Here is a 23,516-nt window from a genome sequence, read left to right as displayed (position 1 = left end):
ATGCCTCGCAACAGGTGGTTGAGGCGATGAGCACCGTCGAGATCCACGAGCGACGTTGCTCGCATCTCGCGCGATGCTCGCAGCGTTACTGTGTGACCCGCTGTTCGGCGTGCTCGGATTGCAGCGTACGCAATTGCGCGAGCACCTGGTTGCGGAGGTCTTCCGGAGCCGTCTCGGCGCACGCACGCTGGACGGCACGCGTGAGCGTCACGCCAACCGTGTGCTCGGCTTCGCAATCTGGGCAGTTCGCCAAGTGGTCTCGGATGTCAGCTGCATCCTCGCTGCACAGTTCGTTGTGCAGATACTGCTCGAGTTCCTGTTTCGCTTTGTCGCAACCGCAATCGCTCACGCGGCACCTCCCGTAACGTTGTTGCTTTCTTGTGCGAGCAGGAGGCCCTGCTCCTTTGCATACCCCGCGAGCATTCCGCGAAGCAGCCGGCGCCCGCGGTGCAGTCGACTCATGACTGTGCCAACAGGCGTCTTCATAATTTCCGCCGTCTCGGCATAGCTCATACCCTCGACGTCGACCCAGTACACGACCATCCGGAAGTCCTCTGGAATTTCTTGAAGCGCATCGGTGACGATCCCCGCGGGCATGCGATCAATCGCTTCCGCCTCGGCGGAACGAGCCGATTGCGCGGTCGTGCTCTCTGCGTCTCCGACTTGCCATTCCTCGAGTTCGTCGAGCGACGACTCGTACGGATTGCGTTGGCGCTTCCGGTACTGATTGATGAACGTGTTGGTCTGGATTCGGTAGAGCCAGGCTTTCAGGTTCGTGCCCGGCGAGAACGATCCGTATGCAGCGAACGCCTTTGCGAACGTCTCCTGGACGAGATCAGCGGCGTCCGCTGGATTCCGGGTCATTCGCATTGCCGCCGCGTAGAGCGGGTCCGTGTACTGCATCGCGGCATCGACAAAGTCGATGCGTTCTGCACTGGCCTCCACTTGAGCCTCGGGCGCTGTCGAGCCCTGCTCGTCTCCGACCTCGAGGTCGCTGGAGGCTTCATCACTGAGTTCGTCGATATCCATCGAAACCGAGTCTATTCGAGCCCCTGAGCATTGCTGAGATCGGGCGGAACGCGAACGACCGGGTGCGGACGGATGTGCCGTCAGAACAGGCGCCATACGCTCCTCCAAACCTTGGTGTCGTAGATTAGAACCAATGAACCCCTCCGCACATTCCGCAGAATCCCAGAACGATGGCAGTTGGCATGCTCCCGTCGCTCACGAGCGACTCGCGGCGCAGCTCCATTTGCCTGCTTCGAAGAGTCTGACCAACCGAGAACTCGTGCTCGCAGCGCTCGCCGATGGTCCCTCGCTGCTGCGCTCTCCGCTGCATTCGCGCGACAGCGCGCTCATGGTGGAGGCGCTTCGCGCCCTCGGAGCGACCATCACCGAAGTGCCGGGTTCAGGAAAGTTTGGCGCCGACCTCGAAGTCGGTCCGATCAGCGACTCGGGAGACGCGTTCATCGATTGTGGCCTCGCTGGCACCGCGATGCGCTTCCTCCCTCAGCTCGCCGCCCTTCGAACCGGCAGTGTCACCTTCGACGGCGACCCCGCGGCACGACGTCGGCCCATGCAGACGACGATTCTCGCCCTCCGAGCACTCGGTGTGCTCGTCGATGACGGTGACCGGGGAACCCTCCCCTTCACCGTGCACGGTACGGGCGCGGTCGCGGGTGGCCAGCTGGAGATCGACGCGAGCGCATCGAGCCAGTTCGTCTCCGGTCTTCTCCTCGCCGGAGCGCACTTCACCAATGGGCTCGAGCTCATCCATGTGGGAGAACGACTGCCGAGCGAACCGCACATCGAGATGACGCTGGAGGCGCTTCGTCGCCGCGGTGTCGACGCAGCTTCCAAGGGCGCGGGCCGCTGGTCTGTTCGCCCCGGCCCGATCGCCGCACGAGAATCCACCATCGAACCCGACTTGTCGAACGCCGCACCGTTCCTTGCTGCCGCACTGGCCGCTGGGGGCAGCGTCTCCATCGCCGACTGGCCTGCCGAGACCACTCAGGTCGGCGCACAGCTCGCACACCTCCTGCCACAATTCGGCGGCGCCGTCACCGTTGAGCACGGAGTCTGCACCGCCACGGGCGACGGCTCGCTTCGCGGAGCCGACATCGACCTCTCAGAAGCTGGCGAACTCGCCCCGACCCTCGCTGCACTCGCGATGCTCGCGAGTACACCGTCTCGACTTCGAGGGATCGGTCACATCCGGGGGCACGAAACCGACCGGCTCCAGGCACTCGTTGTCAACGGCGAGGCAGTTGGTTCGCAGATTCGCGAGACTGAGGACGGTCTCGCGATCGAACCGGCACCGCTACACGGCGGCGCATGGAAGGCCTTTGAGGATCACAGGATCGCCACCGCGGGAGCGCTCATCGGGCTTCGGACCCCAGGGGTGAGCGTCGACGACATCGACGCGACCGCAAAGACGATCCCCGAGTTCGCGGCCCTCTGGAAGCAGATGCTCCTGTGAGCTGGATGAGCGATTTCGAGGAAAAGTACGAGGAGTACGACGAATCCTCAGTGCGCGAGCGACCGAACCCCAAGGCGAACCGACCACGCAGTAAGCAACGCCCTGAACATGCCGACGCTGTCCCTGCTCGCGTGCTCTCCGTCGACCGAGGCCGCTACAACGTGCTGGTGAACGACGGAACTCCCGAGGAGACGCACGTCATCGCGACTCGCGCCCGCGAACGCCGTTCGAGCGCAATCGTCACGGGTGATCAGGTCGACGTCGTCGGTGACGTCAGTGGTCAGGACGGTTCACTCGCTCGGATCGTCCGCCTACACGAGCGCTCCACGATCCTGCGGCGCAGTGCTGACGACAGCGACGAGATCGAGCGCATCATCGTTGCCAACGCCGACCTGATGTTGATGGTCGTGGCTGCGGCAGATCCCGAGCCCCGCCCTCGCCTCATCGACCGTTATCTCATCGCAGCACTCGATGCCGGAATCGAGCCGATCATGGTCATCACGAAGACTGACCTGGCAGACCCGAGCGCCTTCTTGAAGAACTTCGAGGGACTCGACATCGAGACCGTGCTCTCGCGCCAGGACGACCCACCGATCGACTTCTTGACCGAACGTCTCCAGGGCCACACGACCGTTGCGGTCGGTCATTCTGGCGTCGGAAAATCAACGCTCGTCAATGCGCTCGTCCCGAGTGCCAAACGCGCAACCGGGCACGTGAACGCGGTCACAGGCCGCGGTCGCCACACCTCGAGCTCTACTGAGTCGTATCGGCTCGGCACCGGATGGATCATCGATACTCCTGGCGTCCGCTCGTTCGGACTCGGCCACGTGAATCCCGACAATCTCCTCCGTGGATATGCAGATCTGGCCTTGGTCGCAGAGACATGCCCGCGTGGGTGCACGCACCTTGCAGATGCACCCGATTGCGCCATCGCCGAGGCCGCCGCGGCCGGCGAACTCGATGGCGCTCGCGTTGAGAGCCTGCAGCGCCTCCTCGCATCATTCGAAAAGTAGCGTTTCGCCGCGGGCCGACCTGCGCCGCAGGCCCGCTCGGCTAGCGTTGAGCTATGCACGACTACTCAGAGGACCTCGATCTCGCACTGCGCCTCGCTGACGCGGCCGCCGAGGTCGCAATGCAACGCTTCTCCGCCGTCGATCTGGAAATTTCCACGAAGCCGGACAAGTCCCATGTCACCGACGCCGACCTCGCGGTCGAACGCGCCATCCGTGCGATCCTGCAGGAGGAACGCCCGGACGATTCGATTCTCGGCGAAGAGTACGGCACCGAGGGCGAGAGCACGAGGCAGTGGATCATCGACCCCATCGACGGCACGGCACAGTTTCTTCGCGGCACCCCATTGTGGACGACACTCATCGCACTCGCGGTCGACGGCAAGATCGTCGCCGGGGTGTGCAGCGCACCCGCGCTCGGAAAACGCTGGTGGGCTTCGCTCGGCGCCGGAGCATGGACCGACCCCGAGGCTCCACGTCGCATCGCTGTCTCCTCCGTGGCAACGCTCGATGATGCCGCCTTCGCGTACAACTCGATCAAGGGCTGGGACCGGGTCGGCAGGCTCGACGACCTCATCGCACTGCAAAAAGAGGTCTGGGTTGCGCGCTCGGTCGGTGACGCTTGGAGTTACATGATGGTCGCTGAGGGCCAGATCGACGCGCTGGCGGAATTCGATCTCAAACCCTACGACCTGGCACCCCACGACATCATCGTTCGCGAGGCCGGCGGCTCATTCACGGCCGTCGACGGGAGTGAAGGCCCGTGGCACGGCTCAGCGCTGGTCACCAACGGCGTCTTGCACAGCACTTTCCTCCAACGTCTCAACGGAGACCGCACACAAGGAGTAAACGAATGAACACGACCTCAATCTCCGTCGACGATCTGGCGAGTATCGACCAGCCGGTCGTGATCGACGTGCGCGAAGACGACGAGTTCGCCGGCGGGCATGTGCCGGGCGCGATTCCTATGCCGATGTCCAGATTCCTCGATTTCGAATCCGAGCTCCCGGACGGTCCGCTCTATGTGATCTGCCACTCGGGAGCTCGAAGCGATCGAGTGTGCGAATATCTCCGCTCGAAGGATCTCGAGGCGATCAACGTCGAGGGCGGCACGCTCGCGTGGGTCCAGAGCGGCCGCGAAGTCACGGTGCCCGACGCCGGATAGCGCAGCCTCATCACCCAGCGGATCCGCTGGAACAATAAAGAAGGCCCCAACAGCGTTGGGGCCTTCTTTATTGTCACGTGTGATGTGCCGATGGTGGAGATGGGGGGAATTGAACCCCCGTCCATCGCTGTGATCCGGCGGCTTCTCCGGGTGCAGCTTGTGAAAAGCGTTCTACTCGGCCCCGTCCCTTGCCACAAGCAGCTTGAACGACAGGCCCAGTCACAGTTAAAGTCCCGCGATCACCGGTGACGCATGATCTGCAGCAAGCTCTCTAAACGACGCCAGGGTCCGGGACGAGAGCAGGCCCGGTCTGACGGACTTCAGGCTCGCTTAAGCAGCGAGGGCGAAGTCGGTGCGCTTAGCGTTGGCACCTATAGTTTTGTAGGGAGCGTTAACGAGATAACCCCACATCCTCGACCCGCTTCACGCAAGAACTCAGGCAATGTCGAAACCGATCATCCCCATGCGGGCACATCACACGCTATTGAATTGCAAGACTCCCAAGAGCCTCGAACCGACCCGAGGGTCAGCGTTCCAGTATACGTTCGCACCAATCGCAGTGCAAGCGGGTCTTGTTACCCGAAGAGCGACGCCGCCTCGGCGTACAGCGTCTCTGGCACCTTCTTGAGTTCACCGAGCGCCTCATCGAACGTGACGCGGACTACCTCTGTGCCGCGAAGCGCAACCATGTGACCCCACGCGCCGTCGACAACCGCGTCGATTGCAGCGAGACCGAACCGTGTCGCCAGGACACGGTCGGTGCCACTCGGAGCTCCACCGCGCTGGATGTGGCCGAGGACCGTTGCGCGTGATTCGATTCCCGTGCGCTCTTCGATCATCGGCGCGAGCAGTTCACCGATACCGCCGAGTCGCGGACGGTTGAAGGCGTCGAGGCCTTTGTGCGAGTGCGCCTCGTCCATGCCGACGAGCGTGAACCCTTCCGAAACCACGATCAGTGGCGCACGGCGGCGGTCGTACACGCTCTGCACCCAAGTGCAGATTTCTTCGATCGTCTTCGGCTGTTCAGGGATCAAAATCGCATGCGCACCCGCGGCGATACCCGCGTGCACTGCGATCCAGCCAACGTGACGGCCCATGACCTCGAGCACCATGCAGCGCATGTGCGAGTCACCGGTCGTCCGAAGGCGGTCCGCAGCCTCCGTTGCGATCTCGACCGCGGTATCGAACCCGAACGTGTAATCGGTCGCGTCGAGGTCGTTGTCAATGGTCTTCGGCACACCGACGATCGGAATTCCCGCGTCTGCGAGTCGCTTTCCAGCCGCCAGTGTTCCTTCACCGCCGATCGCGATGATCCCGTCGATACCAAGCCGCTGCATCGTCGCCTTGATGTTCTCGACGCCCCCGTTCGGTCCCTCGAAGGGGTTCGTGCGGGACGTTCCGAGAATGGTGCCGCCGACCCGGGAAAGTCCGCGAACGGAGGACCGGTTGAGCACCCGAACATCGCCGTCGACGAGGCCTCGCCAGCCATCGCGGATACCGACGAACTCGAGTCCGCTGACGTGGTTGCCCTTCAGGACAACGGCACGAATGACAGCGTTCAGACCTGGGCAGTCTCCGCCGCTCGTGAGAATTCCGACTCGCATGATGCGTGCCTTTCACTTTGAGGAGTTGTGCGCAGACGCCGCGCATTCGCCATTCTGCCGGATTCTGCCGCCGAGTGCGCACGCGAACCCGGTCATCCGCGAATTCGTAGCGAAAATGAAAGCGAAGCGAAATTGCGTGACAGGTGGGCTGCCCGGGCCACACAGTAAATTCGGATGCGACCTCCTTTGAGAACTCAGTAGTCTTGGCTCGCAAGATCAACTGGAATCACGGAGAAATCGATGCCACCGCTGCCGCCTCACGACGAATCGCCCAACGATCGACACGAGGACGACGCCGAGAACGAATTGATCGAGGCCGCTCCGAATTGGAATAACGAACCTTCCGATGAAGCGGACGATCCCAACCATTCCGTTGACTCCTCGCAGAACAACGACTCAGGCATCGAGATCGACGCAGTGCCGAGCCCGAGCGAGGCCCCATTCGACCTCGACGAGGACACCGTTCTTCGTCCGAATGCTCACTCAACAGCCGGGCCCTCGCTCGCGGATTTGTCCGCCGACCTGGATGCGCCCCTAATCGAAGCAGCCGACGGAGATCCTGCGACACTCGCACCGGAGCCTGATGAGGCCTTTGACGACACCATCGTGGCGCGGCCCCAGGATCAGAAAACAGGTTCTCCTCAGACTGCGATTTCTTTGCCGCACTCCGATGATGAAGACCTCGATGCGGACACGGTGTTGCGGAGTGAACTCTCGAACACGAAGGCCGCACCGCACTCCGCCTCGCACAGCGCGCCGCCGGCGAACTCCCCGATCGAATCGCCCTCGCCCTCAAGGAATGCCGAACAACAGGCGTCACAGAACACCGCGCCCGAGGGCGAGGTTCCGTGGAGCCCCGCATACGCGCCCAGCCCGAGCAGTACTCCCGCGTCCTCAGCAGCACAGAGTTTCGGCCGTGCAACGAACTCCGCATCGACAGGGTTCCGTTTTGATCCAAAACTCCGCGAACAGTCCACTGCGCAAAATGGCGCCGCGCAGCATGTTCGCGACCATGGCAACCCGGAACGAGCGAACGCGAATCCACAGCGTCGCTCGAAGCTCGGCCTCTGGCTGGGTATCGGCATCCCTGTCGCGGCCCTCGCGATCATCGGAATCGTTGCCGCAATGATCTTCCCTCGCATCATGCTCAATCACGAAGCGAGTGTCGCCGCGGAGACCTTTACGAACGAGCAGTCAGCTTGGGACTCGGCGTTCTCCGAGTCCGCGCTCGAGCCGTACTTCGGACTCTCTGGAGAATCGTTCGCCGAGGCAATCCTGCTCGGAGCTGACGATGACCGCTCGGATGAACCTGCTGGAGCTTCGCTTGTTGCGGCATGCGAAGCGATCTCAGAGGTTGAGGCAGCGTACTCCTCGACAACCTGGCCGACAGTTCCTCGCGAGCCTGACGTCGAAGGCGCCGAAGACGTGAACGAGGAGTACGTGGCGGCCGCAGAAGAGTGGACGGCCACCCAAAACAAGTACGAGGCGAGCGCGGAATTCGTTGAAACTTCCGATCCTGCGTTCGCGGATGCCCTGTCGATTTGCACCTTCACTCAGGAACAACGAGCAATCGACACTGCGCTTTCTGAAGCATTCCGGACAGAACTTCGACCATTCGTCACAATGTCGAACGGTGACACCGAAGAGTTCGTATTCGAGGACCAGACGATCACTTTCACGTGTTCGAGTTCAGGTGGATGCGTCTCGTTCGTGAACTCGGAGACTCGCGTCAAGTACGCTGACGCGGTTGAACGGGTTCGCACGGAGTCTTTTGATCGTCAGATTGAGAACCTCACGAACAACTGCCCCAACGGTTTCGACGAATTGTGCGTGTTTGAACGTAACCGACTCGCAGAAGCGAAAGCAGACGTCAGCGCATTTGCGAAAGCGATGCGAGAGCAGATGCCGACAGACCCTGTCCTGCTCGCATCCGCTCCGGGCACGACGCCTGCAATTGCTCAAGCGCTGAGTGCCACGAGTTCGCATGAGGAAGCACAAGCGACGCAGCTCGCTAAAGAACTGAAGGCTGTCGGTTTCGAAGCAGCGACATTCGACGGAGCCCTCGCTGAATCTGGAGCGGATGCGCTCGACGTCATCCGAGACCACGCTGTATCCATTCACGAGCCTTCTTAGCCGGCAACGAATCGGCGTCGAGTTTCCAGGAAGCATTCGGGTAACTCTCATGCGAGAGTCATAGGGTCGAACTATGACTGACCGGCCAGGATCATCCCCAGACTTCTCGCAGACGCCTCGGTTCCCGCAGGGTAACAACCTCGGCGGTGGCCAGAACCCTGGCCATTCCCCTATCCCCGGCGCTCAGAGCGCACCATTCGCAGACGGCACCCCGTTGCCTTCGACGCCGAATTCCGGAAATGCTTCATTTCCTCCACCGCAGGGACCGCCCTCGCAGTTTCCAAATCCGAGCGTCCCGCAAGGTGCTCCCGGCTTTGGCTCTGGACAGCCTCCCTACGGCGCGCCGAACGGCTCGCCCGGGAACACTCCGGCATTCAACACCCCAGGTTTCGGTGGTCCGCAGGGGCCGAACGGACCACAGGGACCGAACGGACCGCAGGGACCACAGGGGCCGAACAACGGAAACGGCCCGAAGAAGAAGAAGCGACTTGGCCTTTGGCTCGGCATTGGTATCCCCGTCGCGGTCGTCGCGATCCTCGCAATCGTTGCGGCCTTCGTGGTTCCTCGCATTCTGACGAACAACGAAGCCCAGGCTGCAGCAGACACCTTTGCCGAGCAAAACGCAGCATGGGAAGAGGCGTACTCCGAAGAGGCGCTGCAACCGCTGCTCTCTTACGACGTGAGCGGAATTCCGAACGCCATCATTCTCTATGGCGACGACGACACGAGCTCCGTCTCCACTGGTGCTGCGCTCACCGAGGCATGCTCCGTGAATGACGAAGTCGCTGCGAACTTCGCTGACGCTTCCTTCTCGGCCACCCCCGATAAGCCCGAGGTCGAGGGCGGAGAAATCAACGAGGACTACGTTGCCGCGCTCGAGCAGTGGGAGAACAATCAGGGGCGTTACGACGCGACGTCCTCGTTCTCGAACACGACGACGGAAAGCCTCGAGTTCATCCAATCCGCGTGCGCATTCTCAAAGACCGACCGCGAAATCCTGGCCAACTTCGAGGTCGAATCAGCCAAGGTCGAAGACGAATTCTTCACACTCGCGTTCCAGGATGTGCAGGAGTACTCGGCAGACGGCTGGATCTGGACCTTCACCTGCAACAACCCGATCGGGTGCATTTCCTTCCTCGATTCGGATGCACGTCTTCGCTATGCCGACAAGCTCGAAGAATTGACGAACCTGCTCGCCGATCAGATCGTGGCCAACTCGACCGACAACTGCCCCGTCGGCCTCGAAACCGTTTGCGAAGCCGAGATCGCCTACTACGAGCAAGTTCGGATCGATGGTCTTGCCGTCGTCGACGCTTACCGGACGCAGATGCCGACTGATGCAGAGGTGCTCCAGCCCGGTTCGACGGACCCGCAGCCGAAGGTGCACGCGGCGCTCGACGCTTATGACAAGAATGTCGTGGCCGGTCAGACCGCAGTCTCCGAAGCGGTTGCCGAACTCGGTCTTCCTGCCTCGTATTCAGTGTCAGGAGCGCTCGCGCCGATGGTCACCGAATCGGGTCAGAAGATCGTGGACGCTGCAAACTCGGTGCAATAACTGCACCGGGGTCGTCTCGCGACCCGCTCTCAATCGTGCTGGGCGAGGAGTACCGAAGGGTGCTACTCGCCCATTCGGTTTCTGAGGCGCATTGCGCGCTCGGACTCTCGCTTGTCCTGACGTTCGCGGAGCGCGTGGCGCTTGTCGTAATCCTTCTTACCCTTTGCGACAGCAAGCTCCACCTTTGCCCGACCATCAAGGAAGTACAACGACAACGGGACCAGCGTGTAGCCGCCCTCACGGACCTTCGCGTGCAGCTTCAAGATCTGTTCCTTGTGGAGCAGCAACTTGCGCTTCCGACGTGGCGGGTGGTTGGTCCACGTTCCCTGACCCCACTCCGGGATGTGCACACCATCGAGCCACGCTTCGCTTCCGTCGATGAAGGCGTAGCCGTCGACGAGCGAGGCTCGTCCAGCTCGCAAGGCCTTGACCTCTGTGCCGTGCAGCACGAGTCCGGCCTCGATGGTGTCTTCAATGGTGTAGTCGTGGCGAGCCTTGCGGTTCGTCGCCACAACCTTCGTTCCGCGTTCACGTGGCATGGCGAATCCTTGGCTGTCTGAGTGTTCTGGTGCTTCCAAGCGGAAACACCAAGCCTTGTAGGCTACAACATTTGCACTGGGAGGCTCAAGCCGCCGAGTGGATCCGCCGTCTGGGAGCGGACTGGCCTCCCCCAGCGCTGCTTTAAACCTTCAGGTATCGCCTGATCGCCACCGCTGCAGCAATACCGGCGAGTCCGACACCGATCGCGATCAGCAACGGCGCAACGAGCAAGGCGTCCTCGAGTCTGATGAGGGCAGTTGATTGCAACCTGGGCTGCACGTAGCCCTGCACGAAGAACTGCACGATCGCAATGATCGACAGTGCTGCCAAGACCGATCCGATCAGTGCAGAGACGATGCCCTCGAGAATGAAGGGGGTGCGAATGAACCGGTTCGAGGCTCCGACGAGCCGCATGATCCCGAGCTCTCGCTTTCGAGAGAATGCAGAGAGCCTGATCGTCGTCGAGATGAGCAGCACTGCGGCGATGAGCATCAACACCGCGACTCCAACGGCGCCAAGGCTTGCGGTGTTCAGAACCTGAAAAATCGGATCGAGCAGCGCGCGTTGGTCTCGAACCTCCATCACGCCCGGCATCCCGGAGGTCGCTTCCTTCACCACGTCTGCGTTCTCTGGGTTCGAGGGGGTTACCCAGATCACCTCGTTCATGTTCTCCGCCGTCGCGAACTCCGCACTCGCGGTTCCAGCGAACTGCTCGATAAAGCGCTCGTATACCTCTTCGCGAGATTCGAAGGCGATCGCATCGACGTAGGGCGCGAGCGTCGGCGACTCGAGCTGTGCGGTGATCGCGGCGATCTGCTCCTCGGTCGCAGCGGTCTCGCTGCAGGTTTCACTCGCGTCGATCGGGCTGCAGAGATACACGCCCACCTGCGCGCGGTCGTACCAGAACCCCTTCATCTGCTGAATCTGTGACTGCAGCAAAATCGCTGCGCCGACGAAAGTGAGCGAAATCGCCGTGACCAGGATCACCGACACGACCATCGAGAGGTTCCGTCGAAGGCCGGTGAACACTTCATTCAGTACGAGCGCGACTCTCATCGTTGTGCCTCCGTCGTCGAGGCAGCATCGCCAGAAGCCGCGGTATCGGTCAGTGGCTCTGCAGTCTTCGAAACCGACGGCTCGATATCTTCGTCTGGCGAGTCTTGAGTCGTAGCCAGCGGGGTTTCAGCGCCAAGGTCGATGACCGTTGGGCGGATCTTGATCGCCTGCGTGCGGTATCCGCCGCCCTCTTCGTCGCGCATGATGCGACCGGAGTCGACTTCGATCACTCGGCGCTGGCTCGAGTTCACGATCGACTCATCGTGCGTTGCCATCACCACAGTCGTGCCACCCTCATTGATTCTCGCGAGCAATGCCATGATTCCGGCGCTCGTCTGCGGATCGAGGTTTCCCGTCGGCTCGTCTGCGAGCAGGATCGGCGGTTTGTTCACCACTGCTCGTGCGATCGCGACGCGCTGTTGTTCACCACCGGAGAGCTCATGCGGAAAGCGCGAAGACTTGCCCGCGAGCCCGACGATTTTCAGCACGTCGGGGACCGCCTCGGAAATAAATGCGCGGCTCTTGCCAATGACCTGCAGGGTGAACGCGACGTTCTCGTACACGGTTTTGTTGCGCAGCAGCCTGAAGTCCTGGAAGACGACGCCAAGGTTTCGGCGGAAGAAGGGAACACGTCGATTCGGGATCACGCCCAATCGCTGTCCGAGCACGTGAATTTCACCCGTGGTTGGGCGCTCCTCACGCAGCACCATGCGAATGATGGTGCTCTTACCGCTTCCTGAGGCGCCGACGAGGAAGACGAACTCTCCTCCGAGGATCTCCATAGAGATATCGCTCAGCGCGGGGCGGGATTTCCTTGAGTAGGTCTTTGAGACCCCTTCGAAACGAATCATGGCGTGTCGAGATTATGCCCGCGGTTCAGCTCAAACCGCGAACTCCCTCGGCGCGCCGAGGGAGTCAGAGGATATTCAGTCGTTCGAATCGCGTTGCTGCTGCTTTCGCCACCGGATTCCGGCGGCCAAGAACTCGGTGAGGTCGCCATCGAAGACGGCGCTCGGGTTGTTGACCTCGTGCTCCGTACGGAGATCTTTCACCATTTGGTACGGCGCCAACACGTACGACCGCATCTGGTCACCCCAGCTGGCGGAGATGGTGCCCGCGAGCTCCTTCTTCCGCGCAGCTTCTTCCTCACGCTGCAGGAGCATGAGGCGCGACTGGAGCACTCGCATTGCTGCGGCACGGTTCTGGATCTGACTCTTCTCGTTCTGCATCGAGACGACGATGCCGCTTGGAAGGTGCGTGATGCGCACGGCGGAGTCCGTCGTGTTCACGCTCTGACCACCAGGGCCCGAGGAGCGGAACACATCGACTCGAATGTCGGTGTCGGGAACCTCGATGGCGTCGACCTGCTCAAACAGGGGCACGACCTCGACTGCCGCGAAGCTCGTCTGGCGCTTTCCTGCAGAGTTGAACGGGCTCATCCGAACGAGGCGGTGGGTTCCGGCCTCGACGCTCAATGTTCCGAAGGCGTAGGGCGCTCCGACCTCGAAGCTTGCGGATTTGATGCCCGCTTCTTCCGCGTAGCTCGTGTCGTACACGCGCACCGGCAGGTTGTTCTGTTCCGCGTAGCGGAGGTACATACGAAGCAGCATCTCTGCGAAGTCGCTCGCGTCGACTCCCCCGGCACCAGCACGAATCGTGACAACCGCGGGGAGCGCATCGAACTCGCCGTCGAGGAGCGTCTGCACCTCCATGTCGGCGATCGTCTTCGTCAGGGCCCGCAGTTCGGCCTTCGCCTCGTTCTGGGTGGCCTCGTCCTGCTCTTCGTTCGCGAGTTCGACGAGCACTTCGAGATCGTCGATACGCGCTTCCGCCGACTGCACACGCTTGAGATCGGTCTGCCGGTGAGAGAGCGCACTCGTCACCTGCTGCGCGGCGTCTGGGTCGTCCCAGAGGTCGGGCGCACCGGCCTTCTCGTTCAACTCGGCGATTTCACGCTCGAGCGATTCGACGTCCACAACAGACTTGATGGTTGCAAACGTGGCCTTCAGGGCATTCAGTTCAGCACTGATGTCAATATCGCTCATGATCCTTCAAGGATACGCCGCCCGCGCTCCTCACTCATCGAGGAATACCACGCGAGCGGTTGCGGTGACTTCGATCGCGATCCCGCGGGGCGCGAAGAAGGTAAGGAATGGAGGAAACCACGTGGATCGCAGCGTCACCTCGGCCGTCGAACCATCGCGCGAACCGGCCTGGACGATCGCGATGCCATCTGAGCCGGGTATCCGATTGATCCAATCCTCGACAGCTTCGACAATCTGCTCGTTCGTCAACACGGGAAACGGCCGCGACTGTGCGGGGTCGATCGAGGATGGCTTAAAAGATTCGGCTGCTGCGAGCGCAGCGGCGTCCGCGACCGTGAACAGTTGCTTGCGTTCGATGTAGAGGGTTGTCGCGAACGCAACGATCAAGATCAGCACAAGGCTCAATCCTGCGAGGATGAGCGTGAGCACGAGCGTCGAGCCCTCGTCGGAGCGCCACCGAGATCGGCCTGCTGCCACCGAAGTTCGAAGCAAGGGTCTGCTCCGCGCTCGATCGATTGCGCGCGACCCGAGCATTGTTGGTCTTGCAATGCTCAGAATGTCCCGCGTTCGCGCCACCGCTTGCCCGATCATTCGCTGTCGTCCTCGCCGAACTGAGAGAACGGAACGGCAGCCTCTGCACTGATCGGAACCGCGAGCGCTGTTTCGAGGCCGAGCACTGGCGGGACCAGCGGTAGCGGAACGGTAATTGCAAGGCGGACGGTCGCGAAACCACCCGGCGTCCCGCACCCCGTCGACAGTGGTGAGCACGAGATCGTGAGTTCGTGCTCGAGGTCATGGAGCCCGTGATCAGTGAGCGCAATGGCAACACTTCGTTCAACCGCGGTGCTGCCGCTCATTTCTGAGTCCGCACTCACAAAAATCCGTGCCCCATGGCGGGCGGCACCTTCAACGGTGAGCACCGCGTTCTGAACCGTCGAGAACACCGTGACGAGATAGATCATTGGGAGAAGAAGAATGATCCCGAACGTGAGGAACTCGAGCGACGCCGACCCCCGAGTACCGCGACCGGAATCAAACGAGCACAGGGCGTTCCCCGAGTGGCGCTCGAAACTTCTTCGGAGCGCGCGCCGGGCAGCCCGACACGCGTTACTCAAGAGATTCGATCGCCGCATGAGCACTCACCTCGAACGTGGAAAATCCGAGCAAGCCGAGTTGTGGCACCGTGGCGACGATTGTCATCTCGACCATGGCCAGGTCTTCATCATCGACAAACCGCGCCTCGGAGGAGCGAATAATCGATGGACCGACCGCGGTCGCCACGAGCAGTTCTGTTCGAGCTTTACCGGCTTCGAGGTCACCGCCGATCAGTCCCGCGAACCGTGCACCCTCTGAGGCAGCATCGGCGACCGTGTTCTGCACATGGAGGGCGAAGGCCAGTTGAAAGATCGCGAGCGTGATCGCAAGCAGCAGTCCGCTCACCATCGTGAACTCTGCAATCGCAGACCCTCGCTCTCCAATCAGAGCGCGATTCCCGCTCATATTCCTGTCACACGTTGAATCGCCTGCTCAAAAAGCCCCACGAGCGCAGGACCTGCGACGCTCCAGATCAAAATGACAAGTCCCGCCGACATGAGAGTGACGAGCACCCATCCGGGAACATCTCCGCGCGATTCGCGTAGTTTTTCCTGCAAAGCCTGTGCTCGTGAAGCAATGACCCCGTGTTTGCCAATCATTATTTTCCTTTCTCAAAACCCAATTTGAAGTACGTACAGCCCTGGCCAGAGCGCGAAGCAGATGGTCAATGGCAACAGTCCGAACACGAGTGGCACGAGCATCGAGATCTCCTTTTTGCCTGCCGCTTCAAGGAGTGCACGTTTGTCGGCCTCGCGCGCATCATCTGCTTGAGCGCGAAGTGTTGTCGCAAGTGGCGTGCCGCGCTCGAGTGCTCCCTGCATCTGCGTGACGAATCTGGTCAGCGGCCCGCACTCAAGTTCTCGCCGTAGGCGCTCCAGTGCCGAGGTCAGTGTCGTCCCCGCGGCTGCATCCGCAACAACGACACGGAATTCCTCAGCGAGCGCGCCGGAACCGATCTTGCCGACGCGTCGCAGCGAACCTCCGAGGCCTTCACCCGCGGAGAGACTGAGCGTCAAGAATTCGAGCACTGTCGGAAGTTCACTCGTAATTCGAGCCAGTCGCCGCTTCGCTTGCCGCTGAAGCCACCAGTCGGGAGCGAGCGAGCCAAGTGCCGCGCCCGCGACGATCGAGACCAGCACGACGACGAAGGGCGCGCCACGCGCGATCCCGACCGCGGCGACCACGGTCGTGACCGCTGCCCCGATGGTCGCGCCAAGGAGTTGCAGGCTCCGGAACTCGTGCAGCGTCTTCTGCCATCGGGCTTGCCGCAGTCGCAGCGAGATCTGGCTTCGGCTGCCGACAAGGTTCGCGAGGACCGGAGCAACTGTCGAGAGCAATGGAGCTGCAATCAGCGCGAGCGAACCGCCGGGATCGACCACTCGGCGCGCAACGAGCGCGCGAGCACCATCGGAAATGTCGAGCACATGGGGCGCGACCCGATGCAGGAGCAAGGGTCGTCGCAGGAGAGGAATCAAACTGAGCAGAAACCAGCAGCCGAGACCGAAAGTCGCTCCGAGAATCGCAGCAGCTCCGAGCGCCGGGCTCACGCGAACCACCGTGCGTCTTCAGGCAATCGCCCGAGTCGAATCATCGTTCTGTATGCGATGACTGTGACGATCACGCCGCCGAGGATCATCATGAGGCCGCCACTTGAGTTGTACGCCGCGGCACCCTCGGGTCTGGTTGCCAACAGCAGCAGCACGATCCACGGCGCTGCAACACCGAGACGGGCGGCGTTCACAATCCAGGATTGGCGGGCGAGGAGCTCCCCGCGCGTTGCCGATTCCTCTCGCAAATAGGCGGCGAGATCGCTGAGCACCCGGCCGAGTTCGTTCCCGCCGACCTCCTTCGCCATTCGCATGGTTTCAAGGAGCCGGTCGGCCGTACCGTTTGCGAAACGCATCTTCGCTTGATCGATGCAGTAATCGAACGATCCGCTCGAGCGATACTCGATCGCGAACTCTCTGAAGTACGGCTTCGTCTCTTCTGGACCGATGGTCTGCAGCGCGGTCATTGCATCCGGGAGCGACATCCCGCCGCGAATCGCCGCAAGAAGGTGATCGACCACATCCGGCCACACTCGGTCGAGTAGGAGACGCTTCTTCTTCGCTTGCCACTGCACAGCAACGAGCGGCAATGCCGCTCCGGCACTCGCTGCGATCAGCGCAAGCGGAAGGATCGGAATCACGACGAGTGTGATGCCCCCGCAGACGACCGCAGCGATCACCGCGATCAGCGGCAGCACAAGCGTCGGCATTTGCGGATGCCCTGCCGCCGTCAGCATGTCGCGAATTTTTGAGGGCGGTCGGAGGACTGAATCTCGTGGAGTTCCTGCGCATCGCGGCCAGAGTCGCGGAGACACCAGCAGCACCAGTCCGAGGCCAAGGACGAGCCCGAGCGTGAGACCGTAGCTCGCGGTCGCGGTCATAGCGCTGGACCGGAAAAGAGTTGAGCACGGGCAATACCCGCCCGATCGAACTTGATCGTGCGCTCTGGCACGAGACCTGTCGATCGAAGCAGACCGTCACGGAGCGCGAAGAGCTCGCTCGCGTCGATGACCGTACCGTGGGTGCGCCCACTGGGCGCAATGCTTTCGACAACTCTGCGATTGCCCCGACCGTCCGTCGAGCATTGGATGACGAGATCCACTGTTGCGGCGACTGTCGGAACGATAAAACTGGAATCGATGTTTCTCCCCGCGAGTAGCGGGAGGGTCGAGAGTTTCGAGAGGGCCTCGCGAGCACTGTTGGCGTGAATGGTGCACATGCCCGGGACCCCGGAATTCAGCGCGATGAGAAGATCGAGCGCTTCGGCTTCCCGCACCTCCCCGATCACGAGTCTGTCGGGTCGCATTCTGAGGCTCTCTTTGACGAGACGTCGCAACCCTATTTCGCCTGCTCCCTCGAGACTCGCTTGGCGGCCTTGCAAGGCGACATGGTCGGGCACACTCGGGGCCAGCTCGAATGTTTCCTCGACCGTCACGACGCGATCGCTCTGACGTCCGGCGGAGAGCAGCGCATTCAGCATCGTCGTCTTTCCGCTGTGTGTCGGCCCGCTGACGAGAATGTTCAATCCTGCTGAAACTGCGACCTGCAGAAACGCCGCTGCTTCTTCACTGAGCGACCCGAGTTCGACGAGCGCAGCAAGTGTCCGGATGGTTGCGGAGAATTTCCGAATGTTGATGCTCATGCTGCCACCCGCGACGTCACCGCTTGCAACATGCAGTCGGGAGCCGTCGGGAAGTGCCGCGTCAACGAACGGTGTCGAAAGATCTGTTCTTCGTCCGGTTCCTGCCAGCATTCGTTCGACAAGATCCGCGAGTTCCCCGCGCGCGAGCGTGATGTCGAGCTTCGTATTGTTCGCGCCGCGGGCAACGAACACCTCGGTGTCGTGATTGACCCAGATCTCCTCGATCGTCGGATCGTCGAGCAAATGCTGAAGTGGGCCGAAGCCGGTCAGCGCCGCGAGAATCTGCGTGGTGGTCGTCGCCTCATCCTGGATGCCCTCGTGGATTCCGGCGAACGATCGTTCGCTGTATGCGCGGACGGACTCGGTGACCAGAGCGCGAGTGCGCTCGGCGTCGGCAGAAAGATCGATTCCTTCGCGACGAACTCGCTCGCGAATCTGCGCAGTGATGGTGGTGAGAGCAGCGGACATGCCAGGTAGCGTGTCGGCTCCGGGCGAGGCGGAAATCACTTATCCACAGAATGACGAGAACTCTCCGATTTCTTCGACACGCGTAGCGGAGGGCGGAATCAGAACTGCTGGCCGCCGGCTGAAGGTCCGAGTGCTTTCCACAGTTTCATCACGTTCAGAGAATCCGTATCAATCTCATTGCCCTCGCCAATAAGATGAAATCGACCTCTCTCGATTGCTGGTCATCCGCTGCCTGCATCCTTTTACACAGAAAAGGAGCACCGTCCATGACCGTCGCTTCCTCACCCTCATCGTCATCCACGCAACCCGTCCGCGAGCGCCCGAAGCTCATGGCCGTCTACGGAACGCGCCCTGAGGCCATCAAGATGGCTCCGCTCATCGCAGGGTTGCAAGCGAGCGATGACTTCGAGCTCATTGTCGCTGTAACGGCGCAGCACCGGGAAATGCTCGATCAGGTCAATGAACACTTCGGGATTCACCCTGACGTCGACCTGAACCTCATGACTCCTGGCCAGAATCTCAACACGATCATGTCTCGGGTGATCGCCGGTCTCGACGAAACCTTCGCAACGCACGAACCCGACGCCGTGATCGTGCAGGGCGACACCACGACCGTGACTGCCGCGGCGATCGCCGCGTTCAACCGCGGGATCCAGGTCGTCCACCTCGAAGCAGGGCTTCGCTCTGGCGATCTGCTCTCGCCGTTCCCCGAGGAGGCAAACCGAAAGCTCGTGTCGCAAATTGCGCAGCTGCACCTCGCTCCGACCTCGGAGTCGCGAGACAACCTGCTGCACGATGGCGTTGCCGCCGAGAACATCGCCGTCACCGGTAACACCGTGATTGACGCTCTCCAATGGACGATCGCGCAACCTGCTGCTCCCCTTGACGACGAAGCACTGCAATCCGTGCTCGACGCGCAGCAGCCGATCGTGCTCCTGACAACGCACCGACGAGAGAACCTCGGCAGCGCCATGCAGCACATTGGCGCAGCGCTCGCGCGACTCGCTCGTTCGTATCCGGCAGTGCAGTTCGTCTGGCCGGCGCACCGAAACCCGAGAGTGCGCGAGCTCGTGCTCCCAGCAATCGAGGGACTTCCGAACGTCACCGTGACCGAGCCGCTCGGCTACGCGAACTTCGCGCGCGTTCTGCAAGCGTCGACCGTGATTTTGACCGATTCGGGCGGCGTCCAAGAAGAAGCTCCGAGCCTCGGTCGCCCCGTGCTCGTGCTTCGCGAGAACACGGAACGTCCAGAGGCCGTTACCGCCGGGACCGTCAAGCTCATCGGCACCGAGGAAGACCGAATCGTCTCCGAAGTGACAACGCTGCTCGAAGACTCGGTGGCCTACGAACAGATGGCAAACGCAGTGAACCCCTACGGCGACGGGCTCGCTACCCAGCGAAGCATTGCAGCGCTCAACGCGCTCTTCGGGCTTGGCGATCGCATGCCAGATTTCGGCGAATGAACGCCGAACGACAGCGGGGCCGCCGCAACACGGAGCACATCATTCAGCGACTCCCCAGTCTGATTCGTCGAGCGTTCTTCGTTGGAGATTCGAAAGCGTTCGCGGTCACCCAGCAAACGATCTTCAGCGTCGTCGTATTACTCACGATGAGCTTGTTGATCATCTTCCGGCCTTCGATGCAGCTGCAGTTCATCGAGATCGTTGCGATCATCTTCGGAATCGCTCTGATCTTGTTCGCGACGACCGCTGCGCTCCTGATTCCGAAGAAGAAGATGGGGCTGAAGTTCCACATCATGCTTCCCGTGCTCGACCTGGTCGCGCTCGGAATTCTGCGCATTGCGACGATGCCAGACGGCGGTCCGCTCTCCGTGCTCGCGCTCTTTCCTGCGATTTGGCTCGTGACGCAGTTTCGTTGGTGGGGGGTGGTCTTCGCCTTCGTCGGCGCGACCGTCGCGATCTCCGTGCCAACGATTGCGCTCAGCGATACACCGGTCGATCTGCCGCAGTTCATCCTGTATTCGGCGCTCCCGATCGCGGTGCTCATGGTCTCAACGCTCGTCGTCGGCCTGCATGAACGGCTCACTGCGAGTCGGCTCCGCACAGTGCGCGCGCTCCACCGCGAAGAGGCGCTCAGCGACGATGCAAAGCGGACCGCACGTCTGCTCTCCAGCATCGGGCAAAGCCTTAGCGTGGGCGTCCTCGTGATCGATCGCTGTGGCAACGACATGATGTGGAACGAGGCGCAGCGGAAAATCCACCGCCTCGTCTCCCCGGAGAGCAACTTCGATCGCACCGAAGCCGGACACCTGATCTTCTACCCGGACGGCGTGACGCCGATTCCCGTGGATCAGCGCCCCGCCTACCGGGCAATGCGAGGTGAACGCTTCGACAACCTGCTCTTCTGTGCGGGCGAAGCCGGAGAATCTCAACGCGTCGTCAGCGTGAGCGCGAGAATCGTCCTCGATGAAGACGGCGAGCACGAAGCAACCGTGCTGATCTTCAACGACGTGACCGAAACACAGAAGATCATTCGAGCGCGCGAAGAGTTCATCGCGACCGTCTCACACGAGCTGCGCACCCCGCTGACCTCGATCATCGGGTACGCGGAGCTCGCGGTCGATGACATCGATGACGAACCAGAGGCCCCCATCGCCTCGAGCCCGATCCCCGGCTACCTCGATGTGATTCGACGCAATGCGGAACAGCTCTCCGTGCTCGTTGAGGATCTCCTCCTCGAGCAGCAGGCACGTCAAGGCAAGTTGCAATTGCGCCTGCAAATGACAGAGCTCGACAAGTTCGTTCGCAAAACCGTGCAGTCGTTGCAGCCTGCAGCGCTTGAAAAGGGAATCACGCTGACCGCTGAGACCGGGAGGACACCGGCACTCATCGCCGACCCCCAACGGATCTCACAGGTGCTCGACAACCTCATCTCGAATGCAGTCAAGTACACCCAGTACGGCGGCAAGGTGACGGTGAGCACGGTCACCGAGGACACGCACGTCGACATGGAGGTCAACGACAACGGTCCGGGGCTCAGCAAGAACGAAGTCGATCAGTTGTTCACGCCCTTCTTCCGAAGCGATTCGGCACTGCAATCGAGCGCGAAGGGAGCGGGCCTCGGCCTCGCTGTCGCAAAGAGCATCGTGGAAGCCCACGGCGGACACATTTCGATCGACACCACGCCCGGCGTTGGCACGACCTTCCGCATTCGAATCCCCCGGGACTCGAGAGAGCTCACATGACCTCTGCAACGCAACCCCGAAGACCTTCGCGCGGCAACCGTCGTCGCACCGTTGCCGTTACCCCCATTTCCTTCGTGCTTTCGCTGATCTACGGAGTCGCCGCAGCATTCGTTTTCGTGTTTTCCGGGTCCTTCGGAAGATTCGGAATCGACCCCTGGTTCGACACCGCCCTCGTGATCGTGACGATCACCTCCTCGATCGCGCTCACCTACGTGAGCATGCTGCTCGTGTCGTATTTGCGCCAATCGCGGGCCGTCGAGGGAAATCCCGACAATTTTTCCTGGCACCTCCTGATTCCCTGCCGCGATGAAGAAAGCGTCATCGCAGAAACAGTGTCGGCGGCTCGAACCTCGTTCCCGAATGTGCATGTCTGGGTCATCGACGATGCCAGCGAAGACGCCACGGCATCGATCGTGCGCAAACTCATGGACTTCGACGCTCGAGTCCACCTCATCTCGCGAGTGAAACCTGAAGCGAGAACAGGGAAGGGCGATGCTCTGAATGCCGCGTTTCGGATCGTCGCCGAGTCGATCGGGACGAACCCGCTTGATCGCGAGCGGGCCATCATCGGCGTCCTCGATGCCGACGGTTTCCTCTCCGAGAACGCGCTCCCCCTGCTGGCTGGTGAGGACGCCTTCGGAGACAGCGACATCGGAGCGGCCCAACTCGAAGTCTGGATGAAGAACCGGGGCGACCGAAAGCCTCGCCCGAGCGCCGGCCGTTGGAAGAACGCGATGGGCCGATTCTTGATTCGGATGCAGGACATCGAATTCAGGACCTCGAACTCTGCGATGCAGCTCCTCCGAATTCAGACGGGCACCGTCGGTATGGGAGGAAACGGCCAGTTCACACGCGTCAGCGTGCTCGATCGACTCGCCGAGGAACTCGGAAACCCATGGGGCAAGAAACTCAGTGAGGATTACGAACTCGGGCTGAACATCCTGAGCTTCGAGTACCAGAATCATTACATCCGCGATGCGCACGTCTCGCAGGAGGCACTCCCCTACCTTCGGCGGCTTCTGACGCAACGAACCCGCTGGGCGCAAGGCAACATGGAGTGCATCGGAAATCTCCCGGTGCTTCGCCGCAGTAAAGCATTGTCGTGGTCGGGGTTCCTCGAAATTCACTTCTTCATGGCGCAACCGTGGCTCATGATGCTGAATCTCGTGCTGATCCCGACGCTCTTTATCTTCGCGATCGTCGAAGGTCGCTTCGGATTCCTCGGGGACGCTCGAACGCTCATCATCGTCGCGGCAGCGCTCGTGTTTCTCGTGCTGCCCTATGCGCTCTGGGGCCCGCTGTATCGGTCGTGGGCGAAAGAGCGGATGAGTGTGCTCGCAAGTCTCGGTCTTGGCGCCGGGTATCTCGTGTACGTCTACTTCACATACCTCTACTACCCTCGCGCGATCGCTCGTATGCTGACCGGTCGCAAATCGTGGGCAAAGACGCTCCGGAACGCCGACACCCTGGTGCCGGTGGAGACCACCCCGACCGAGGTGCTCACTGCACTCCCACTCATCGATCTCACGGTGCTCGACGAACTGGCGATCGAGCTCGACGGAAAGACGGACTACGCCTTGGAAGTTGTCTCGCAGTTCGTGATCGTCTGGCCGAAGCGCGTTTCCAATCTCCGCACTGCCGTCGCCGCAGAAGATGTGCAAGCGACCCGCGACGCGATCGCGAGCATTCGGGTGTCCTCTGCAATGCTCGGCGCACGACGCCTTGAAATGGCTGCGAATGACTTCACCGCTCTGGCTGACAGAGCTGATTTCGATGCGTGCCGAGCTGCGATTCCAACCCTCACCCGTGTCGGCGACGACACGATCGAGGAGATCCGGAAGCTCTTCCTGCCCGGCACGCAGAACGACGGCGACTCGGACACGACGAATGCCGCTCAAACCAAGGGCTCACGCCGCTCCGAAGACGAAAACGACGAGCTGCCTGCGTAGTGGCGTGATGGTGCGGTGCAGGC

Annotated in this window: 23 protein-coding genes and 1 other RNA gene; 9 read left to right on the top strand and 15 right to left on the bottom strand. The window is 61.5% G+C overall.

Translation table 11 applies throughout. The annotated features are described in order from the left end of the window. Positions 1 to 85 precede the first annotated feature (85 nt). Both U2H20_RS00775 and U2H20_RS00770 read right to left on the bottom strand, forming a co-directional pair. On the bottom strand, positions 86 to 349 hold the full coding sequence (locus U2H20_RS00775; RefSeq protein WP_430592628.1) for a zf-HC2 domain-containing protein: 264 nt from the start codon (positions 347 to 349) through the stop codon (positions 86 to 88). Beyond that, positions 346 to 1,029, bottom strand: a complete 684-nt coding sequence (locus tag U2H20_RS00770) for a sigma-70 family RNA polymerase sigma factor (RefSeq protein WP_430592627.1) — start codon at positions 1,027 to 1,029, stop codon at positions 346 to 348. The genes U2H20_RS00775 and U2H20_RS00770 overlap by 4 nt, the downstream gene beginning before the upstream one ends. A gap of 133 nt (positions 1,030 to 1,162) precedes the next feature. Here U2H20_RS00770 and aroA point away from each other — a divergent pair, with 133 nt between their 5' ends. The 4 genes from aroA to U2H20_RS00750 are packed head-to-tail and all read left to right on the top strand — an operon-like array spanning position 1,163 to position 4,654. Beyond that, the gene (aroA, locus tag U2H20_RS00765) at positions 1,163 to 2,479 is read left to right on the top strand and encodes a 3-phosphoshikimate 1-carboxyvinyltransferase (RefSeq protein ID WP_430592626.1); all 1,317 of its coding nucleotides are present in this window, start codon (positions 1,163 to 1,165) and stop codon (positions 2,477 to 2,479) included. Beyond that, on the top strand, positions 2,476 to 3,492 hold the full coding sequence (rsgA, locus tag U2H20_RS00760; protein ID WP_430592625.1) for a ribosome small subunit-dependent GTPase A: 1,017 nt from the start codon (positions 2,476 to 2,478) through the stop codon (positions 3,490 to 3,492). The genes aroA and rsgA overlap by 4 nt, the downstream gene beginning before the upstream one ends. Positions 3,493 to 3,545: 53 nt before the next feature. Then, positions 3,546 to 4,346 carry an inositol monophosphatase family protein gene (locus U2H20_RS00755; protein ID WP_430592624.1) on the top strand — a complete coding sequence of 267 codons (801 nt, stop codon included), beginning with the start codon at positions 3,546 to 3,548 and terminating at the stop codon, positions 4,344 to 4,346. Then, the gene (locus U2H20_RS00750; RefSeq protein WP_430592623.1) at positions 4,343 to 4,654 is read left to right on the top strand and encodes a rhodanese-like domain-containing protein; all 312 of its coding nucleotides are present in this window, start codon (positions 4,343 to 4,345) and stop codon (positions 4,652 to 4,654) included. Before U2H20_RS00755 ends, U2H20_RS00750 begins: the two co-directional genes overlap by 4 nt. A 91-nt stretch (positions 4,655 to 4,745) precedes the next feature. Here U2H20_RS00750 and ssrA read toward each other — a convergent pair. Further along, positions 4,746 to 5,117, bottom strand: a transfer-messenger RNA (tmRNA) gene (gene ssrA / locus U2H20_RS00745). 112 nt (positions 5,118 to 5,229) lie between these two features. Further along, a complete protein-coding gene (locus tag U2H20_RS00740) occupies positions 5,230 to 6,258 on the bottom strand; it encodes an ATP-dependent 6-phosphofructokinase (RefSeq protein WP_430592622.1) in 1,029 nt (342 codons plus the stop codon). Positions 6,259 to 6,498: 240 nt separating this feature from the next. Between U2H20_RS00740 and U2H20_RS00735 the strand changes: the two genes are divergently transcribed. Both U2H20_RS00735 and U2H20_RS00730 read left to right on the top strand, forming a co-directional pair. Further along, a complete protein-coding gene (locus U2H20_RS00735) occupies positions 6,499 to 8,391 on the top strand; it encodes a hypothetical protein (RefSeq protein ID WP_430592621.1) in 1,893 nt (630 codons plus the stop codon). Positions 8,392 to 8,464: 73 nt separating this feature from the next. Continuing rightward, positions 8,465 to 9,946, top strand: a complete 1,482-nt coding sequence (locus U2H20_RS00730) for a proline-rich domain-containing protein (RefSeq protein ID WP_430592620.1) — start codon at positions 8,465 to 8,467, stop codon at positions 9,944 to 9,946. A gap of 62 nt (positions 9,947 to 10,008) precedes the next feature. On the opposite strand, the gene smpB is transcribed toward U2H20_RS00730, so the two are convergent. From smpB to U2H20_RS00675, 11 genes are all read right to left on the bottom strand, one after another. Then, positions 10,009 to 10,485, bottom strand: a complete 477-nt coding sequence (smpB, locus tag U2H20_RS00725; RefSeq protein ID WP_430592619.1) for an SsrA-binding protein SmpB — start codon at positions 10,483 to 10,485, stop codon at positions 10,009 to 10,011. A gap of 142 nt (positions 10,486 to 10,627) precedes the next feature. Further along, entirely contained in the window at positions 10,628 to 11,542 is a 915-nt protein-coding gene (ftsX, locus tag U2H20_RS00720) for a permease-like cell division protein FtsX (protein ID WP_430592618.1), read from the bottom strand. Continuing rightward, entirely contained in the window at positions 11,539 to 12,393 is an 855-nt protein-coding gene (gene ftsE, locus U2H20_RS00715; RefSeq protein ID WP_430592617.1) for a cell division ATP-binding protein FtsE, read from the bottom strand. The genes ftsX and ftsE overlap by 4 nt, the downstream gene beginning before the upstream one ends. Positions 12,394 to 12,468: 75 nt before the next feature. Continuing rightward, complete coding sequence (prfB, locus tag U2H20_RS00710; RefSeq protein ID WP_430592616.1) at positions 12,469 to 13,587, bottom strand: peptide chain release factor 2; 1,119 nt, start codon at positions 13,585 to 13,587, stop codon at positions 12,469 to 12,471. Between the two features lie 30 nt (positions 13,588 to 13,617). Further along, positions 13,618 to 14,079, bottom strand: coding sequence for a pilus assembly protein TadG-related protein (locus U2H20_RS00705; RefSeq protein ID WP_430592615.1), 462 nt, complete (start codon positions 14,077 to 14,079; stop codon positions 13,618 to 13,620). 95 nt (positions 14,080 to 14,174) lie between these two features. Continuing rightward, a complete protein-coding gene (locus tag U2H20_RS00700; RefSeq protein WP_430592614.1) occupies positions 14,175 to 14,549 on the bottom strand; it encodes a pilus assembly protein in 375 nt (124 codons plus the stop codon). Between the two features lie 145 nt (positions 14,550 to 14,694). Beyond that, on the bottom strand, positions 14,695 to 15,087 hold the full coding sequence (locus U2H20_RS00695) for a TadE/TadG family type IV pilus assembly protein (protein WP_430592613.1): 393 nt from the start codon (positions 15,085 to 15,087) through the stop codon (positions 14,695 to 14,697). Continuing rightward, a complete protein-coding gene (locus U2H20_RS00690) occupies positions 15,084 to 15,281 on the bottom strand; it encodes a hypothetical protein (RefSeq protein ID WP_430592612.1) in 198 nt (65 codons plus the stop codon). Before U2H20_RS00690 ends, U2H20_RS00695 begins: the two co-directional genes overlap by 4 nt. A 12-nt stretch (positions 15,282 to 15,293) precedes the next feature. Next, complete coding sequence (locus U2H20_RS00685; protein WP_430592611.1) at positions 15,294 to 16,229, bottom strand: type II secretion system F family protein; 936 nt, start codon at positions 16,227 to 16,229, stop codon at positions 15,294 to 15,296. Next, a complete protein-coding gene (locus U2H20_RS00680) occupies positions 16,226 to 17,110 on the bottom strand; it encodes a type II secretion system F family protein (RefSeq protein ID WP_430592610.1) in 885 nt (294 codons plus the stop codon). The genes U2H20_RS00685 and U2H20_RS00680 overlap by 4 nt, the downstream gene beginning before the upstream one ends. After that, entirely contained in the window at positions 17,107 to 18,339 is a 1,233-nt protein-coding gene (locus U2H20_RS00675) for a CpaF family protein (protein ID WP_430592609.1), read from the bottom strand. Before U2H20_RS00675 ends, U2H20_RS00680 begins: the two co-directional genes overlap by 4 nt. 266 nt (positions 18,340 to 18,605) lie before the next feature. Between U2H20_RS00675 and wecB the strand changes: the two genes are divergently transcribed. From wecB to U2H20_RS00660, 3 genes are read left to right on the top strand one after another with little or no spacing between them, the layout of a single operon-like run. Beyond that, on the top strand, positions 18,606 to 19,802 hold the full coding sequence (gene wecB / locus U2H20_RS00670; RefSeq protein WP_430592608.1) for a non-hydrolyzing UDP-N-acetylglucosamine 2-epimerase: 1,197 nt from the start codon (positions 18,606 to 18,608) through the stop codon (positions 19,800 to 19,802). Next, a complete protein-coding gene (locus tag U2H20_RS00665; protein WP_430592607.1) occupies positions 19,799 to 21,544 on the top strand; it encodes a sensor histidine kinase in 1,746 nt (581 codons plus the stop codon). Before wecB ends, U2H20_RS00665 begins: the two co-directional genes overlap by 4 nt. Next, entirely contained in the window at positions 21,541 to 23,493 is a 1,953-nt protein-coding gene (locus tag U2H20_RS00660) for a glycosyltransferase (RefSeq protein ID WP_430592606.1), read from the top strand. Before U2H20_RS00665 ends, U2H20_RS00660 begins: the two co-directional genes overlap by 4 nt. Positions 23,494 to 23,516 lie beyond the last annotated feature (23 nt).

It is taken from the genome of Humidisolicoccus flavus, from assembly GCF_045689595.1.
Lineage (GTDB): Bacteria > Actinomycetota > Actinomycetes > Actinomycetales > Microbacteriaceae > Humidisolicoccus > Humidisolicoccus flavus.
Note: the sequence above shows the minus strand (reverse complement) of the source record. Positions and strands in the feature narration are given on the sequence as shown.

Excerpts from the sequence above, each read along its gene's own strand:
- U2H20_RS00770 (WP_430592627.1), bottom strand. The coding sequence starts at position 1,029 with ATGGATATCGACGAACTCAGTGATGAAGCCTCCAGCGACCTCGAGGTC.
- aroA (WP_430592626.1), top strand. The coding sequence starts at position 1,163 with ATGAACCCCTCCGCACATTCCGCAGAATCCCAGAACGATGGCAGTTGG.
- U2H20_RS00755 (WP_430592624.1), top strand. The coding sequence starts at position 3,546 with ATGCACGACTACTCAGAGGACCTCGATCTCGCACTGCGCCTCGCTGAC.
- U2H20_RS00750 (WP_430592623.1), top strand. The coding sequence starts at position 4,343 with ATGAACACGACCTCAATCTCCGTCGACGATCTGGCGAGTATCGACCAG.
- U2H20_RS00740 (WP_430592622.1), bottom strand. The coding sequence starts at position 6,258 with ATGCGAGTCGGAATTCTCACGAGCGGCGGAGACTGCCCAGGTCTGAAC.
- U2H20_RS00735 (WP_430592621.1), top strand. The coding sequence starts at position 6,499 with ATGCCACCGCTGCCGCCTCACGACGAATCGCCCAACGATCGACACGAG.
- U2H20_RS00730 (WP_430592620.1), top strand. The coding sequence starts at position 8,465 with ATGACTGACCGGCCAGGATCATCCCCAGACTTCTCGCAGACGCCTCGG.
- smpB (WP_430592619.1), bottom strand. The coding sequence starts at position 10,485 with ATGCCACGTGAACGCGGAACGAAGGTTGTGGCGACGAACCGCAAGGCT.
- ftsX (WP_430592618.1), bottom strand. The coding sequence starts at position 11,542 with ATGAGAGTCGCGCTCGTACTGAATGAAGTGTTCACCGGCCTTCGACGG.
- ftsE (WP_430592617.1), bottom strand. The coding sequence starts at position 12,393 with ATGATTCGTTTCGAAGGGGTCTCAAAGACCTACTCAAGGAAATCCCGC.
- prfB (WP_430592616.1), bottom strand. The coding sequence starts at position 13,587 with ATGAGCGATATTGACATCAGTGCTGAACTGAATGCCCTGAAGGCCACG.
- U2H20_RS00700 (WP_430592614.1), bottom strand. The coding sequence starts at position 14,549 with ATGATCTATCTCGTCACGGTGTTCTCGACGGTTCAGAACGCGGTGCTC.
- U2H20_RS00695 (WP_430592613.1), bottom strand. The coding sequence starts at position 15,087 with ATGAGCGGGAATCGCGCTCTGATTGGAGAGCGAGGGTCTGCGATTGCA.
- U2H20_RS00690 (WP_430592612.1), bottom strand. The coding sequence starts at position 15,281 with ATGATTGGCAAACACGGGGTCATTGCTTCACGAGCACAGGCTTTGCAG.
- U2H20_RS00680 (WP_430592610.1), bottom strand. The coding sequence starts at position 17,110 with ATGACCGCGACCGCGAGCTACGGTCTCACGCTCGGGCTCGTCCTTGGC.
- U2H20_RS00675 (WP_430592609.1), bottom strand. The coding sequence starts at position 18,339 with ATGTCCGCTGCTCTCACCACCATCACTGCGCAGATTCGCGAGCGAGTT.
- wecB (WP_430592608.1), top strand. The coding sequence starts at position 18,606 with ATGACCGTCGCTTCCTCACCCTCATCGTCATCCACGCAACCCGTCCGC.
- U2H20_RS00665 (WP_430592607.1), top strand. The coding sequence starts at position 19,799 with ATGAACGCCGAACGACAGCGGGGCCGCCGCAACACGGAGCACATCATT.
- U2H20_RS00660 (WP_430592606.1), top strand. The coding sequence starts at position 21,541 with ATGACCTCTGCAACGCAACCCCGAAGACCTTCGCGCGGCAACCGTCGT.